Origin of the sequence: Pyxidicoccus caerfyrddinensis (genome assembly GCF_010894405.1) — a bacterium.
Lineage (GTDB): Bacteria > Myxococcota > Myxococcia > Myxococcales > Myxococcaceae > Myxococcus > Myxococcus caerfyrddinensis.
The window spans coordinates 130,458-145,875 of record NZ_JAAIYA010000024.1 but is presented as its reverse complement, the minus strand read 5'-3'; the positions used below and the strand labels follow the sequence as shown (position 1 = coordinate 145,875).

The window sequence follows — 15,418 nt, the reverse complement described above, 5'->3', positions numbered from 1 at the left end:
TGGATGCCTTCGAGCAGTTGCTGGTGGCTGCCGGGCTGGACTCCGCGAATGCGCTGCCTCCTCGCGGTGAGGGCCTGACTCCGGACGGGGCGGCGCGACTGCTGGCGGTACTGCTAACGCGGCCTGTGACGCTGGACGCCTTTCCGCCAAGGCTTGCCGCGAGCCACCTGCTGCGTGAGGTGCTGGCGAGCGGAGAGGTGTCCCGGGAGGAGCTGCTGCGAAGGGTGGAGCGGTTCGCCAACGTGGCCGTGCTGCGGCCGGATGGCTGCCTGGCCTGGGTTCGCAGTGGCCGTACCCAGCAGCGCGTGGAGCCGGTGCAGTGGAATGACGGTTGCTTCCGCGCGGGCCCGTTCGAGCTGGGCCGCTTCTACTCTGGGAAGGGTGGGGCGTTCCGCGTTCTCGACGACCGGTTGAAGGACGCGGGCGGAGGTGCGCTGGCCGAGGTGTATGACGACGCCGACTACCTGGGGCGCTCGCTGGATGGCGCGGAGGAGGCATTCGTCGAGCTGGTTGCCACGTTGGGACAGTTGCTGACGTATCCGACGGACAGTGTCGTGGGGCTACGGAGCCTGCCGGCGGGGCTCGCGGCCCTGGTGGCTTCGTCACCGGAGTACCTGGAGCGCTTCCGACACATGACGCGGGGCGAGCAGGTGAAGGCGCTGTCCAAGCTGACCACCAACCTCATCGCGACGTGGGGCGCGGCTTCCGGAGCGACACGCATGGTGACAGGCGCACTGCGCGGCGCGGAGGCCACCGTGCCGGTGCTGTCGCTGTCCGCCGAGGGCGCGCTGGTGATGGAGCGGGTCTCTTTGCCGGTGGGCCAGGCGGCCACGGTCCTGGGCGGTGGGCCCGGCGCGGCCATCATCCTTCAGCGGGCGCGTACTGGGAGCCGAGCGTCGCCTCCTGCCGAGGGGCCAGGGCGGTGGGAGACCGCGAACGAGAGCATGAGCCAGGCCTCGCGCGAGTATCAGGCCCAGGTCACCGGAGCCCCCGAAGGGCTGGCCTACAATGTCCGGGGCGTGAAGTTCGATGGTTATGCGAATGGCGTGCTGTTGGAGACCAAGGGGCCGGGTTACGCAAAGTTCCTCAAGAATGGGAGCTTCAGGTCATGGTTCCGAGGTGCGGACGGAATGCTTCAGCAGGCGGAACGCCAGTTCAAGGCAGCCATGGGCGCGTCCATCGAGTGGCACTTCGCGGAGCGTGAGGTCGCTGACGCGGTCAGAGCGATGCTTCGCGAGAGCGAGCTCGGCGACATCAAGGTGGTTTTCACGCCAGTCCGATGACAGGGGTCATCCGAAGCATGATTGAGACGTACTACGCAGGCACGTACTGGCCCGGCCGGGTCGAAACACTCGAGTCTTATGCTCAGCGCGCCGCGCACTTCTTTCGCTCGCTTGCCGCCGCTGACGAGACCTTTACCCGGTGGCTCGAAAAGGCGGACTCCCGTTCGGCGGCGCTCAAGCTGGGTTTCACTCCCGACGCCGAAACGTTGCTGGGCCTGTTCAAGAAGAAGATGTACCGGCGCGATGAGGCCGGCATCGCCTTCTCCGCCTGGAATGGCGCGCCGGATGGTTCCAGCAGTGGGGTCAGGCTCGCTTGTGGCTCTGCCTCCCCGCTCCTGGGAGACCTCTGCACCCTGAGCCTTCCCACGGAGGGCGCTTCCCGGGAGCGTGTTCTGTCGGCCGCCATGCTCACGCAGGTCCTGCGAGCCATGGCCCTGGCCTGGGAGCCGGCGTGGGGCATTGCCACGTCCCAGGTTCACAGGGACGAAGTCTTGAAGCGCTCCAAGGCGGGGACCTTTGTCGGCTGGGTCATGTACTTCGCACACAGCCGGGGGACGTTGCCGCCGTTGCCCGACCCTGTTCGCATGGAGCCCGTGGGCGACAAGGGCACACTGGTCATCCTCACTCCCGAGCGCTTCACTGCCAGCAACCCGAAGCATGTCGAGCTGGCGGCGCATGTTCAGGACCTGCTGGAGCAGGCGGGATTGCTCGGGCCGCTGAGTCCGTTAGCGGCACCTGTGTGAAGGCCCCACCTCAGCGCGGCGGTGCGGAGTCAATATCAACACGCTCTACGAGACGCAGGACCCATGCGAGGAGTCGCTCACCCAGGGCAGGTCGGGACGTGCGACGACACTCCGGTTGAATGCCTGCTTCGACAGCGAGGCGATGAAGCCAGGGGGCTTCATCTTCCGGAACGGCGCATTCACGAAGCAGCGCCGAGGCCGCCACCGGGCCTGCTACGTTCGCCAGGACGAAGCACGGAGGCTTCATGATGCGGTGTGGATGGAGCCTGTTGGTGGCGTGCGCTGTCGCGGGCTGTGCCTCGGTCCCCACGACGCCTGATGCCGATGGGGTTCTTCGGTATGGGGCCGGTACGCGCCAGCGAGGCAGTTTGGTGGCGATGGCGAACTCGGTGGGCCCGGCCAGGCTCGCTGCCGTGAATCTGGATGCCTTCGAGCAGTTGCTGGTGGCTGCCGGGCTGGACTCCGCGAATGCGCTGCCTCCTCGCGGTGAGGGCCTGACTCCGGACGGGGCGGCGCGACTGCTGGCGGTACTGCTAACGCGGCCTGTGACGCTGGACGCCTTTCCGCCAAGGCTTGCCGCGAGCCACCTGCTGCGTGAGGTGCTGGCGAGCGGAGAGGTGTCCCGGGAGGAGCTGCTGCGAAGGGTGGAGCGGTTCGCCAACGTGGCCGTGCTGCGGCCGGATGGCTGCCTGGCCTGGGTTCGCAGTGGCCGTACCCAGCAGCGCGTGGAGCCGGTGCAGTGGAATGACGGTTGCTTCCGCGCGGGCCCGTTCGAGCTGGGCCGCTTCTACTCTGGGAAGGGTGGGGCGTTCCGCGTTCTCGACGACCGGTTGAAGGACGCGGGCGGAGGTGCGCTGGCCGAGGTGTATGACGACGCCGACTACCTGGGGCGCTCGCTGGATGGCGCGGAGGAGGCATTCGTCGAGCTGGTTGCCGCGTTGGGACAGTTGCTGACGTATCCGACGGACAGTGTCGTGGGGCTACGGAGCCTGCCGGCGGGGCTCGCGGCCCTGGTGGCTTCGTCACCGGAGTACCTGGCGCGCTTCCGGCACATGACGCGGGGCGAGCAGGTGAAGGCGCTGTCCAAGCTGACCACCAACCTCATCGCGACGTGGGGCGCTGCTTCCGGAGTGACACGCACCCTGACGGGAGCACTGCGCGGCGCGGAGGCCACCGTGCCGGTGCTGTCGCTGTCCGCCGAGGGCGCGCTGGTGATGGAGCGAATCTCTTTGCCGGTGGGACAGGCGGCCACGGTGCTGGGAGGCGGGCCCGGCGCGGCCATCATCCTTCAGCAGACCAACATGGGGGGCGGAGGCGGGACTGCATCTTCTGGGGGCCCCGGAGAATGGAAGGCCGCCAAGGAATACATGAAGGAGCCGGCACGTGAGTACCAGGCTCAAGTTTCACAGGCGCCCAAGGGGCAGGTCTATGTCATCGACGACGTGGATTTCGATGGGTTCAAGAATGGCGTCTTGCTGGAGGCCAAAGGGCCCGGTTACTCAGAGTTCATCCCCAATGCCGCGGAAAATGGAGGGTGGTTTCAGGGGTTCCGGGAGATTGTGAATCAAGCCAGAAGGCAGAGCCGAGCTGCACGCGGTACACCCCTGCAGTGGCATTTCGCCGAGAGAGAGGTCGCGGATTTCGTGCGAGCGCTCTTCAGGAAAGAGGGCCTGGGCGCAATCAAGGTCGTGCACACCCCGCCGGCTCCGTAGGGACTGAGTGAGATGGTCGAGAACTATTATGTTGGAGCGTATTGGCCCGGGCGCCCTGAACCATTGGAGGAGTACGCTCGGCGCGCCTCCGTCTTCATGAGGCACCTGGCTGCGCTGGACCCAACCCTTGTCCGATGGTTCGAGCAGGCAAACTCCAGGGATGCGGCGCTCCGGAGTCAATTCACGACGGACACGGAGACGCTGCTGGGGCTCTTCAACAAGCAAAAGTACCGAAGAGGTGGGGGGGACGTGTCCTTTGCTGCCTGGAACGGCGAGTCCGAGTCCAGCAGCGTTGTCAGCGTCTCTTGCGGCTCTCCTTCACCTTATGTCGTCGATTGCTGCATCCTGACGCCTCCCATGCGGGGGCCGATTGCAGAACGACTCCTTTCCGCATCGATGGTTGCCCAGGTATTGCGTGCCATGGCCCTTGCGTGGGAGCCCGAGTGGAGCGTTGCCACATCCGAGGTTCATCGCGACATGGTGTCGGAAGACGCGGCGGTAGGCACATTCGTGGGATGGGGCATGTACTTCTCGAGAGAGCGGGGGAGCGTGCCTCCATTGCCCGCTCCTGTTCGTATCGAGCCTGTTGAGGATCTGGGCACACTGGTCATCCTCACCCCCGAGCGCTTCACAGCCAGCAACCCGGCGCATGTCGCACTCGCGGCACATGTTCAGGGCCTGCTGGCGCAATCGGGACTGCTGGAGCCGCTTCAGCCCTTGCCTGGGTGAACCCACCCACGCCTCCCTGTTGAAGTCCCGACGTCCCTCGACCCCGCGGGTCACTACCTGCGCCCTGGTGGCGGGTGACACCTTGCCCTCCCGGAAATCACGGGCGGCGAGGCGCTGCCCGTGAGCTCCGGCCCAGGACCCTGGGGGGGACCGGATGATCGACGAAGTCGATCAACGCATGAAAGCGTGGGTGGGCCGCATCGCCGGTGACGTCCCCGTGTTCCTCGGGGTGCCGGACCGTGAGTCCCTCGAGCGCGGCGTGTGCCTGTACCTGCTCGAGCTGGGCCCCGCCCCGCCCGCGCGCGGCGGCGGCCGTCCGCCCCTGCAAATCTCCGTCTGCTACCTCGTCACCGCCGGCGGCGAGTCCCCCGAGAGCGCCCATCGCCTCCTCGGCGAGCTCGTCTTCGCCGCCATGGAGGAGTCCGACTTCGACGTGGAGCTCACCCCCGTCCCCACCACCGTGTGGGCCGGCCTCCGCGCCGCGCCGCGCCCTGGCTTCCGCCTGCGCGTCCCCGTGCGCCGCGAGCGCCCGCAGCCTGTCGTGCACCGCGTGCGCTTCCCCGTCGTCACCACGGCCGTCCCGGCCGAGGCGCTGCTCGGCTGCGTGGTGGGCCCCGGCGACATACCCATTCCGGGCGCGCTGGTGGAGCTGCCGTCGCTGAAGCTCACCACGCGCACCGACGCGAAGGGCTGCTTTCGTTTTCCCCGCGTGCCGCCAGTGGCCACGCTGGGGCGGCTGGAGGTGCGGGCGAAGGGGGAGGTGCTCGCGCTGGGACCGGAGGCGCTCGCCGCCGAGCCACAGCCGCTGCTCATCCGCCTGCCGCTGCTGAAGGAGGAGTGACGTGCCGAACTACCTGACACCCGGCGTCTACGTGGAGGAGGTCCCCAGCGGGTCCCGCTCCATCCAGGGCGTGGGGACCACCACCGCCGCCTTCATCGGCCGCGCACCCGCCGCGGACGCCCGCTTCCAGCAGGCCGTCGCCGTGAATGGCTGGGCCCAGTTCGTGAAGGAGTTCGCCCCACCCGGCACACCGAGCACGCCGCTCGCGCGCGCCGTGTACGGCTACTTCGCCAACGGCGGCCGGCGCTGCTTCATCGTCAACATCGGCGATAGCGAGAGCCTGGTGGGCGACGCGCGCCGTCGCCAGGGCGTGGCCTTGCTGGAGGAAATCAGCGAGGTGTCCATGGTCGCCGCCCCAGGCTTCGCCACCGCCCCCGCCTGGGACGCGCTGCTCACCCACTGCGAGAAGATGCGAGACCGCTTCGCCATCCTCGACGCACCCGAGGATGTGGACGACGTGGGACGCCTCACCAAGGTGGCCACCGGCGACGCGGGCGGCGGTCTCCGCCCCCGCACGTCAGACCAGGGCTACGGCGCCTTCTACTACCCGTGGTTCTCCACGCCCGACCCGCTGGGCGACGGCAAGACGCTCGTGAATGTGCCGCCGTCCGGCCACATGGCGGGCATCTACGCGCGCACGGACATCACCCGCGGCGTTCACAAGGCTCCGGCCAACGAAGTCGTACGTGGGGCCCTGCGGCTGGTGCGCGACGTGACGCCGGAGGAGCAGGGCGAGCTCAACCAGGTGGGCGTCAACTGCATCCGCTACTTCCCGCGCGGCGGCATCCGCGTGTGGGGCGCGCGCACGGTGGCGGGTGACGACAGCGAGTGGCGCTACATCAACGTGCGCCGGCTCTTCAACTTCGTGGAGGAGTCCATCGCCCTGGGCACCAACTGGTCGGTGTTCGAGCCGAACGACTCCAAGCTGTGGAAGTCCCTCGCGCGCGACGCGCACGCCTTCCTGCTGCGGCTGTGGCGGGACGGGGCGCTGATGGGGCGCACCCCGGAGGAGGCCTTCTTCGTGCAGTGCGACGAGCAGACGAACACGAAGGAGACCATCGACGCCGGGCAGCTCTTCGCGGTCATCGGCCTGGCGCCGGTGAAGCCCGCGGAGTTCATCGTCTTCCGAATCGGCCAGCACGCGGGCGGCGCGGAAGTGGAGGAGGTGACCCATGGCTGAGGCCAAGGCTCCCGAGGAGGCGCCGCCGGAGCAACCCGCGGGCGCACAGCCCGGTGGGCAGCTGGAGATGTTCCGGGGTTACAACTTCAACCTGCTCATCGACGGCATCAACGCGGGGCACTTCCTGTTCTGCTCCGAGCTGCAGGTGAAGGTGGCCGCGCTGCGCTACCGCGAGGCCGGCGCCGGGCCGGTGGTGCGGCGGCTGCCGGGCCCCGTCTCCCACGCGGACGTGACGCTGCGCTGCGGCTTCACCCAGTCGCCGGAGCTGTGGACCTGGTTCCTCGCGTCGATGAGCGGCCTGCCACAACGCAAGAACGTCTCCATCCTCATGCTCGACGTCGACGGGGTGACCGAGCGGCTGCGCTGGAACCTCAACGAGTGCTGGCCGTCGGAGTGGAAGGTGCACCCGCTGGATGCGCTCGGCCAGGAGATTGCCATCGCGTCGCTCACGATGGTCTACGAGTCGCTCACCCGTGGCTGAGATGCCCCAGACACCCTGGCGCGCCGCCTGGGTGCGCGCCGTGGCCCGGCGGATGAAGGCGTGGGCGGAGGCCGTGCTCGCCGAGGAGCCGGCTCCCGCCGCGACGGCTCCGCGTCCGGAGTCTCCGGAGCCTCGGGAGTCCGCCGTGGCGGGCCCGCGAGGCACGGACGGCGCCGCGCCTCCCGCGCCCTCGGCGATGGCGCCGGAGCCCACGTTCGAGGACCTGGAGGCGCGCTGGCTCCGCGACCTCGAGGCGCGCCGGAGCGTCCCGCTCGGGGACTGGGTGGCTCGCGTGCGCCGGGGCGCGCCGCGGTTTCTGGACGACGTGCAGCGCGACGGGCTCGTGCCTGCTCCGCCTCGTGGAGCCATCCGGCCAACTGTCACGGCGCACGGGCCACCGCCTCCCGCGTGGACGGCGCCGAATGCGCTTCCTCCCGCTCCGCCGCCCGCGCCTCCGCCCGACTTCCAGGCGGAGGCCGGAGAGGCGCACGCACGCCGCGAGTCCCCTCCAGCCATCCACGCCTCCAGCGCTTCGAGGCCGTCACCCCCGCCCGCGGTTCCGTTCTGGACGGCGGCGCCACCGCCCCGGCCGGAAGCCGAAGTCGCCCGGAGCGCGCCGGCCACTCCCCCGCGCCCCGAGCCGCGCGCCGCCTTCCGCGCGCCGTCGCCTCCAGAGCACCCTCCCGTCGGCGCCGAGCCCTGGCCCGTCCCCGCGCCCCGCGCGCCTCCTTCGCCCGAGGCCGCCGCTCCGGTCCGGCGCTCTCCCTGGGATGACCTCCCGCCCTTCGCGAGCGAGGGGCGCGCCATGCGGAAGCCCACGCGCGTGCCGCCTCCCATGTCTCCACCCGCCGAGGAGGAACCGCTCGCGCCCACGGGACACGTGAAGGTGCTGCCGAGGCCGGCCCCTCCCCGGGTGCACGCTCCCTGGGCGGAAGAGGACTCCGCTCCCCGCTTCGCGCCTCGCGAGCCTGCGCGCAATCAGGTGTCCTCCCCGGTGGACGAAGGCGCCTGGGACGGTGGCCATTCCCCCCTCACGTGGAGACCCCGCCTGGTGGAGGCGCCTCCGCCCACGGAAGCAGCGCTCTCCGCCATGCACGACGAGCCCGCAGCGGGCCCCGCGAGTCCCTGGCCCGAGCTGCCTCCCGCCCCGGTTCCGGAGAGCACGGAGACGGTGGTGGAGCTGCGGCAGTGGGAGCGGCGCCGTCGGCTGGACCGTGAACAGCGAGGCGAGTGATGGAGCGCGTGGCCTTCCTCATCGAGCCCGGCGGCGAGCGCATCGGGTGTCTCCTCAACCCGGAGACGCTCGTCATCCGTCGCGTGGCCGGCCTGCAGCCGAGGCGCGCGCTGGGCGGCTCGCTGCCGTGGGGCGGACCCGGGGACGACCCGCTCCTCTTCACCGGCGGAGGAAGCACGGAGCTGACGCTGGACCTGCTCTTCGATGTCTCGCTCTCCGACTCCACGCTCCAGACGGAGGACGTGCGCGAGCTGACCGAGCCGCTGTGGCGACTGGCGGAGAACGGCTTGCGAGAGGACGGCAGCATGCGGCCGTCGCTGGCGCGGCTCGTCTGGGGCAAGTGGCTCAACTACCTCGGCGTGGTGGCCGCGGTGGCCGAGCGCCTGGAGCAGTTCACCTCCACGGGCGCGCCCCGCCGCTCGTGGCTGCGCATGCGCCTGTTGCGCGTGGAGGACGAGACGGGCCCGCAGGAGCCCGTGCTCGCGAGCGAGCCGCCCGACGCGGACGCGGTGGCGGCGGCGCTGGGGCCGGAGGACTACGAGGCGCACACGGTGCTCGGCGCGAGCGAGGAGGAGGGCGCGCCCGGCGGGCAGCGCCTGGATGAAATCGCCTACCAGCGCTACGGCGACCCGTCACTGTGGCGGCTCGTCGCCGGGCTCAACGGCGTGGCGGACCCCAACAACCTTCCGGCGGGCCAGGTGCTGCGACTGCCCACCGCCGAGGCGCTCCGGAGGGTGATGTGAGCCGCATGCGCGGACTGCCAGAGCTGCGCATCGAGGCCGGAGGCTCGCCCCTCACGGTGGCGGACCTGCGCAGCCTCTCCTCCGTGCGCGTGCAGCAGCGACTGGCGGCGCCCGCGCAGTGCGAGCTGACCTTCACGGACCCGCGCGGCACCCTGGCCTCGTCGGGACTTCCTCCGGGGACTTCCTTGCGCGTGGCGGCCGGCGCGGGCACGGAAGCCCTCTTCATCGGCGAGGTGACGGCCGTCGAATTCGTCCACGCCACGGGCGGCGCGCGTGAGGTGCGGGTGCGCGGCTATGACGTGCTCCACCGCTTGCGCAAGCGCCAGCCGGTGCGCGCGCACGTGCAGGTGACGCTGGAGGACCTGGCGCGCGAGCTGGCGTCGGGGCTGGGGCTCTCCGTCGACGCGGCGGCGCCTGGGCCGCTGTGGCGTCACCTCATCCAGCACGGCCAGTCCGACCTGGACTTCCTCGTGGAGCGCGCGGACCGCTGCGGCCTCTACCCCGTGCTGCATGGGGACACGCTGAAGCTGGTGACGCTGGAGGGCGAGGGCACGCCGGTGCCGCTGCTCCTGGGCGAGACGCTGCTGGAGGCCACCGTCGAGATGAACGGTGACGGCTCCTGCCGCGAGGTGTCCGCGGAGGGCTGGGACGCCCTGCGCGCGGAGTCACACGCCGGCCACGCGGAGTCGCCGCGCGTGGGGCGCCGCGTGGACGCGGAGGTGTCCCCCGGCAGCGTGGGCGGCGAGGACCGGCGCTCGCTGGTGGACGAGGCGGCGGAGGGCATCCCCCATGTCGACGCCGCGGCCCAGGCGGAGTTGGACCACCGCGCCGCCCGCGAGGTGGTGCTCACCGCCGCTGCGGAGGGCGATGCGCGGCTGCGGCCGGGCGCGCGGGTGGAGGTGAGCGGGGTGGCCGCCGCCGTGGCGGGCCGCTACGTGCTCACCGCCGTCACCCACCGCGTGGACGCGCGCCACGGCTTCATCTCCGAGCTGTCCTCCATGCCTCCGCCCCGGCGCGCGCGGGCCCGGGCCTCGGCGGTGACGCTGGGCGTGGTCAGCCGCGTGGACGACCCGGACGGCAAGGGCCGCGTGCGCGCCACGCTGCCGGCCTATGGCGGCGTGGAGACGGACTGGATGCAGGTGCTCGCGGCGGGCGGCGGCTCCGGCAAGGGGCTGATGCTGCTGCCGGACGTGGGCGACACGGTGCTGCTCGCGCTGGGCGGCGAGGACCCGGCGCGGGGCGTGGTGGTGGGCGGCCTGTACGGCGGCGGCGGGTATCCGGACGCGGGCGTGGAGGGCGGCGCGGTGCGGCGCTACACGCTGCTGACGGCGGGCGGGCACAAGCTGCGGCTGGACGACGAGGGCCGCACGCTGCGCCTGGAGGACACCACGGGCAGCTACCTGGAGCTGACGCCGAAGGGTGTGCGCCTGCACTCGGAGGTGTCGCTCGACATCGAAGCGCCCGGCCAGGACGTGGTCATCCGTGGGCGCTCCATCGACTTCCGGAGAGGGTAATGCGGGTCCTGACGGTGGATGCGCTGGTGGTGTGTGCCCATGAGCTGGGACGGGTGGGGCTCGTCCACTCGCAGTCCTTCGTGACGGTGGAGGGCCGGCCCGTGCTCGTGCGCGCGGACCCGGAGGGACGTCCCATTGGCGGGTGTCCCAACATCGGCCCCACCATCAAGCCCTGCACCTCCACGCTCGCGGTGCAGAAGGGCTACTCCCCGTTCGTGACGATTGACGGGAAGCCCGTGTGCCTGGACTCGCTGACGGGGCTGACGGACGGCACCCCGCCCGGCATGGTGAAGTACAAGGTCAACGCCCCCGGGCAGACGCTGGTGACGGAGGCCGGATGAGCGCACCCCGCTACCGCACCTGGCGCTTCGCGCATCCCGACTTCGAGATGGCGGAGCTGTCCGGCCTGCGCATTTCCCCCACCGGAAGGGCGGAGATGGTGGAGGAGCACGCCTCCATCCGCCAGGCCGTGCTGCTGCTGCTCACCACCACGCCCGGCGAGCGCGTCATGCGCCCGGACTACGGCTGCGAGCTGCACCGGTTGCTGTTCGCCAGCAATGACGACACCACCGCCGGACTCGCCATCCACTACGTGCGCCGCGCGCTGGAGCGCTGGGAGCCGCGAATCGTGGTGCTCCACCTGGACGCCACGCGCAGCCCGGACGAGCCGCACCGGCTGGACATCTCCCTGGAGTACCGCGTGCGCGCCACCGGACGCACCGAGCGGCTCGCCTATCCCTTCTCACTCACGGGAGGCCCGACATGACCTCGCTCCCGTCGCCGCGCCTGGATGACCGGAGCTTCGCCCAGCTCGTGGAGCAGGCGCGCGCCCGCGTCCAGGCGTCGTGCCCGGACTGGACGGACCTCTCCCCGCATGACCCGGGCATGGTGCTGGTGGAGGTGTTCGCGCACCTCACGGAGACCATGCTCTACCGTTTCAACCGGCTGCCGGAGAAGGCGTACGTGGAGTTCCTGCGCCTGCTGGGCGTGCGCCTCCAGCCGCCCGCCGCCGCGTCGGTGCGCCTGCGCTTCTCGCTGGCGCGCCCGGCCGAGCGGCCCGTGGAAGTCCCGCGCAACACCCCCGTCACCCTGGCCCGGGCGGGCGCGGGCGCGGAGCCCGTCGTCTTCCACACCGCGGACTCGGTGACGATTCCGGTGGGGAGCACGGAGGTGGAGGTGCTCGCCTACCACTGCGAGCAGGTGGACGCAGAGGTGGCGGGGCAGGGCACCGGCCAGCCGGGCCTCACCGTGCAGGCGAAGCGGCCGCCGATTGTCGCGCCCACCGGTGACTCCCTGGACCTGGTGGTGGGCGTGGAGGCGTCACCCGGAGAGCTGGACTCACGCGCCCCGGCCCGCCGCCATGACGGCCGCACCTACCGCATCTGGCGCGAGGCGGAGAACTTCGCCGCGCTGGCGCCGGACGAGCCCGCCTACGTCGTGGACCGGATGACGGGCACGATTACCTTCGCCCCGTCCGCGCGGCTGGCGAACGAGGCCGGCGAGCTGGGCGCGCCGCGCGCGCTGGCCGGGACTCCGCGCGATGGGAGCAAAATCCTCCTCTGGTATCGGCGCGGCGGAGGCGACCGGGGCAACGTGCCTGCTGGCACGCTGGAGCTGCTCAAGGTGCCCATTCCGGGCGTGAAGGTGACGAACCCCAGCCCGGCAACCGGCGGCAGGCCCGCGGAGACGCTGGACAACGCGCTGCTGCGCGGACCGCAGGAGCTGCACTCGCTGCGGCGGGCCGTGACGGCGGGCGACTTCGAGCTGCTGGCGCTGCGCAGCTCCGGCGCGGTGGCGCGCGCGAAGGCCGTCACCCTGGCGCAGTTGTGGGCCCATGCGCCCGCGGGCACGGTGGAGGTGCTGCTGGTGCCCCACCTGCCGCCGGACGTGCAGGGCACGGCGGGCGAAGGCATCACCGAGGCCACCCTGCGCGTGCACGAGACGGAGGAGGCGCGCGCCCGCATCCTCGCGGAGCTGGACGTGCGCCGGCCGCTGGGCACCGCGTGCCACGTGGAGTGGGCGCGCTACAAGATGGTGCGCGTGCAGGCGCGCGTGGTGGCGCACCGCGAGGAGGACGCCGCGGCGCTGCGCACGCGCCTCATCGAGCGGCTGCACCGCACCCTCACTCCGCTGCCCTCGCCGCTGCAGCCGGAGGGCTGGCGCTTCGGTCAGGCGCTGCGGGCCTCGCACGTGTACGACGCGTTGCTGGCCGAGCCGGGCGTCAGCTACCTGGACAAGGTCCGCCTCATGGTGGACGAGGTGCCGCGCGAGGTGCGCACCCTCGCCGCGGATACCTTCCAGCCGGGCACCTTCTACGCGGGCGGCGGCGAGACGCTGTTCCGCACCGTGAATGACGCGGACGGCTGGGAGAAGGCGGGCCTGTTCCCCGGCGAGGACGTGGACGCGGTGGAGGCGCACCCGCAGCGCGCGGGCTACGTGGCCGTGTCCGCGCGGCTGGCGAGCGACGCGAAGCGCTCGCGCATCCACGTCTCCTTCGACTGCGGCGAGACGTGGGAGTCCGCCACGCACACGCTGGACGCGGTGGAGGACATGGCGTGGGCGGAGCGGGACGGGGTGCCCGTGCTGCTGCTCGCCACGCGCGTGGGCCTCTTCGAGCTGATGGTCCGCCCGGGCGCCACGCCGATTCAGGTGCTGGTGGACCCGGCGAGTCAGGACCTGGGCTTCTTCGCGGTGGCGGCCACCACGGACGCGCGCGGCGCCGTCAACGTGGCGGTGGCGGCCATGGGCACGCGCGGCGTCTTCCTCTCCGCCGGAGGCGGGCGCAGCGGCACCTTCCGCCCCATTGGCCCGCGCGGCGCGGACGTGCGCGTGCTGGAGGTGCAGAAGGACGGGCCGCGCTCCTTCCTCTGGGCGGGGCTTGCCGCCGCCAGCGGCGCGGACCCGGGCAAGGGCTGCCTGTGCTGGGAGCTCATGGGCTCCGCGGACCCGCCGGACGGGTGGCGGCCCTTCGACAAGGGGTGGGACGGCGGCAGCTGTCTCGCGCTCGCCTTCAGCGGCTCCACCGTGTACGCGGGCAGCCACCGTGTGGGCGTGCTGTGGCTGGACGCCAGCCGCCCGGGCGCGACGTGGAAGCGGCCCGAGGTGGGCAGCGGCCTCCCGCTGCGTGAGGCCGAGCGCCTCTTCCAGCCCGTGTACGCGCTGGCCACGTCACCGAAGGGCGCGCCGCTGTTGGCCGGAGGCCCGGACGGCGTCTTCCGCAGGCCCTCGGGCAGCGAGCGCTACGAGCCCGTCTCCACGCGCGAGTTCACCGAGAAGGTGACGCTGCCGCCCACCTGGCTCCTCTGCTCCGGCGCCCACGTGCTGGAGGTGGTGACGGACAATGCGGAGCCCTGAGATTGAGCGCCTGCTGCCGGGCGTCTTCCAGCGCACCGTGCAGCCCGAGTCCCCCCTGGCCGCGCTGCTGGAGGTGATGGAGGCGCTGCACGCGCCCAGCGAGGAGGTGCTGTCCCACCTGGAGGCACACTTCGACCCGCGCCGGGCGCCGGACCGCTTCGTGCCCTTCCTGGCCCGCTGGGTGGGCATGGATTTGCCGGTGACGACGGGCCTGGGCCGGCTGCGCGAATTGGTGGCCGCGGCGGTGGAGATTTCACGGTGGCGCGGCACGGCGCGCGGCCTGCTCCTGTTCCTGACCACCGCCACCGGGCGCACGGACTTCGCGGTGGACGAGCAGGTGCCCGGGCCGGACGGCCGGCCGCGTCCCTTCCACGTGCGGGTGCGGGCGCCCGCGGAAGTCGCGGCCCACCGGCTGCTGCTGGAGCGAATCATCGAGCGGGAGAAGCCCGCCTACGTCACCTACGAGCTGCACTTCGAGCAGCCGCCCAAAGGAGCAGGTTGATGCCACGCGCCTTCGACATCACCGCCGTGACGGACTCCATCCGTCTGAACGCGGCGGGACAGGGGGAGGTGGCCTTCACGGTCTCCAACGCGCTGCGCGCCGCCGTGCGTGCCCGGGCCTCCGTGGTGCCCGGCCCCGGCGCGAAGGCCGAGTGGTTCACCATCGACGGCGAAGCGGAGCGGGACTTCCCTCCGGATGGCACGCAGCAGCTCACCGTGAAGGTCCGCGTGCCGCCGGGCACGCCGCCGGGCCGGCTCACCTTCCACGTGCTGGTGGTGGACGTCCTCAACCCGGACGAGAGCTACGCGGAGGGGCCCTCCACCGGCTTCGAGGTGGTGGCCGCGCCGGTGCCGAAGAAGCCCTTCCCGTGGATATGGGTGGCCCTGGCGGCGGGCATCGTCCTCATCCTCGGGACGGTGATTGGCATCATCGCCTCGAGCGGGGGCGCGCCGGAGCTGAAGGAGCCGTGCCCGGAAGGGGAGTGTGACAAGGGCCTGGCCTGCACGGGCCAGGACGGCGGCGTATGCCTGCTGGCGGCGGGGCAGCCGTGCGACGGCGGCGCCATCTGCTACACCGGCTTCTGCAACCGCGGCAGCGTGTGCGAGCTGCCGCTGGGTGAGGCGTGCACGAGCGAGGCGAGCTGCAAGGGTCCATTGAATTGCACCCAGGTGCTCGGCAACCGCATCTGCCTGCTCAAGCCGGACGCGCCCTGCGAGCGGGACAGCGACTGCTCCAGCTTCTTCTGCCGGCCGGACAACAAGTGCAACCGGGACGACGGGCGCTGCGACAGCAACGCGGAGTGCCGGACGCCGTCCACGTGCAGCCCCACCAAGCTCTGCCAGCTCCCCGACGGGCAGCAGTGCACGCGCAACGAGACGTGCCTGTCTGGCTTCTGCTCGGGCACCTGCCAGCCCGCGCCCGCTGGCTCTCTGTGTCCCGCCGGCTGCCCGCCCTTCTCCGCGTGCAGCTTCGGAAGGTGCGTCCCGGTGGCGGGGCAGACCATCAACCAGGATGTCCTGATGGGCGCGCCGAAGACGCGCGAGAGCATCCAACTGCAGCAACGGCAACAGCAGCAGCTTCAGCAGAACTTCCCTCAGTAGCC

General features: G+C 71.5%; 15 protein-coding genes. All 15 read left to right on the top strand.

The window, feature by feature from the left end:
- On the top strand, positions 1-1,283 hold a 1,283-nt coding region (locus G4D86_RS40705), incomplete at its 5' end, for a Tox-REase-5 domain-containing protein (protein ID WP_163999689.1).
- Positions 1,284-1,300: 17 nt separating this feature from the next.
- Positions 1,301-2,026, top strand: a complete 726-nt coding sequence (locus G4D86_RS40700) for an immunity 52 family protein (protein WP_163999688.1) — start codon at positions 1,301-1,303, stop codon at positions 2,024-2,026.
- A gap of 377 nt (positions 2,027-2,403) precedes the next feature.
- Complete coding sequence (locus G4D86_RS54005) at positions 2,404-3,738, top strand: Tox-REase-5 domain-containing protein (RefSeq protein WP_163999745.1); 1,335 nt, start codon at positions 2,404-2,406, stop codon at positions 3,736-3,738.
- A 12-nt stretch (positions 3,739-3,750) separates the two neighbouring features.
- Positions 3,751-4,467, top strand: coding sequence for an Imm52 family immunity protein (locus G4D86_RS40690; RefSeq protein WP_163999687.1), 717 nt, complete (start codon positions 3,751-3,753; stop codon positions 4,465-4,467).
- Positions 4,468-4,645: 178 nt separating this feature from the next.
- A complete protein-coding gene (locus G4D86_RS40685; RefSeq protein WP_240360755.1) occupies positions 4,646-5,308 on the top strand; it encodes a carboxypeptidase-like regulatory domain-containing protein in 663 nt (220 codons plus the stop codon).
- Position 5,309: 1 nt separating this feature from the next.
- A complete protein-coding gene (locus G4D86_RS40680) occupies positions 5,310-6,488 on the top strand; it encodes a phage tail sheath family protein (protein WP_163999686.1) in 1,179 nt (392 codons plus the stop codon).
- Positions 6,481-6,969 carry a phage tail protein gene (locus G4D86_RS40675; RefSeq protein WP_163999685.1) on the top strand — a complete coding sequence of 163 codons (489 nt, stop codon included), beginning with the start codon at positions 6,481-6,483 and terminating at the stop codon, positions 6,967-6,969. The genes G4D86_RS40680 and G4D86_RS40675 overlap by 8 nt, the downstream gene beginning before the upstream one ends.
- Positions 6,962-8,203 (top strand): hypothetical protein, encoded by a 1,242-nt coding sequence (locus G4D86_RS40670; RefSeq protein ID WP_163999684.1) that lies wholly within the window; start codon positions 6,962-6,964, stop codon positions 8,201-8,203. Before G4D86_RS40675 ends, G4D86_RS40670 begins: the two co-directional genes overlap by 8 nt.
- On the top strand, positions 8,203-8,946 hold the full coding sequence (locus G4D86_RS40665; protein WP_163999683.1) for a CIS tube protein: 744 nt from the start codon (positions 8,203-8,205) through the stop codon (positions 8,944-8,946). The genes G4D86_RS40670 and G4D86_RS40665 overlap by 1 nt, the downstream gene beginning before the upstream one ends.
- Before the next feature lie 5 nt (positions 8,947-8,951).
- The gene (locus tag G4D86_RS40660) at positions 8,952-10,460 is read left to right on the top strand and encodes a phage baseplate assembly protein V (RefSeq protein WP_163999682.1); all 1,509 of its coding nucleotides are present in this window, start codon (positions 8,952-8,954) and stop codon (positions 10,458-10,460) included.
- Positions 10,460-10,801, top strand: coding sequence for a hypothetical protein (locus G4D86_RS40655; RefSeq protein WP_163999681.1), 342 nt, complete (start codon positions 10,460-10,462; stop codon positions 10,799-10,801). Before G4D86_RS40660 ends, G4D86_RS40655 begins: the two co-directional genes overlap by 1 nt.
- Positions 10,798-11,226, top strand: coding sequence for a GPW/gp25 family protein (locus tag G4D86_RS40650; protein ID WP_163999680.1), 429 nt, complete (start codon positions 10,798-10,800; stop codon positions 11,224-11,226). Before G4D86_RS40655 ends, G4D86_RS40650 begins: the two co-directional genes overlap by 4 nt.
- A complete protein-coding gene (locus G4D86_RS40645) occupies positions 11,223-13,814 on the top strand; it encodes a putative baseplate assembly protein (RefSeq protein ID WP_163999679.1) in 2,592 nt (863 codons plus the stop codon). Before G4D86_RS40650 ends, G4D86_RS40645 begins: the two co-directional genes overlap by 4 nt.
- Positions 13,801-14,316 (top strand): phage tail protein, encoded by a 516-nt coding sequence (locus tag G4D86_RS40640; protein WP_163999678.1) that lies wholly within the window; start codon positions 13,801-13,803, stop codon positions 14,314-14,316. Before G4D86_RS40645 ends, G4D86_RS40640 begins: the two co-directional genes overlap by 14 nt.
- The gene (locus tag G4D86_RS40635; protein ID WP_163999677.1) at positions 14,316-15,416 is read left to right on the top strand and encodes a hypothetical protein; all 1,101 of its coding nucleotides are present in this window, start codon (positions 14,316-14,318) and stop codon (positions 15,414-15,416) included. The genes G4D86_RS40640 and G4D86_RS40635 overlap by 1 nt, the downstream gene beginning before the upstream one ends.
- Positions 15,417-15,418: the final 2 nt, after the last annotated feature.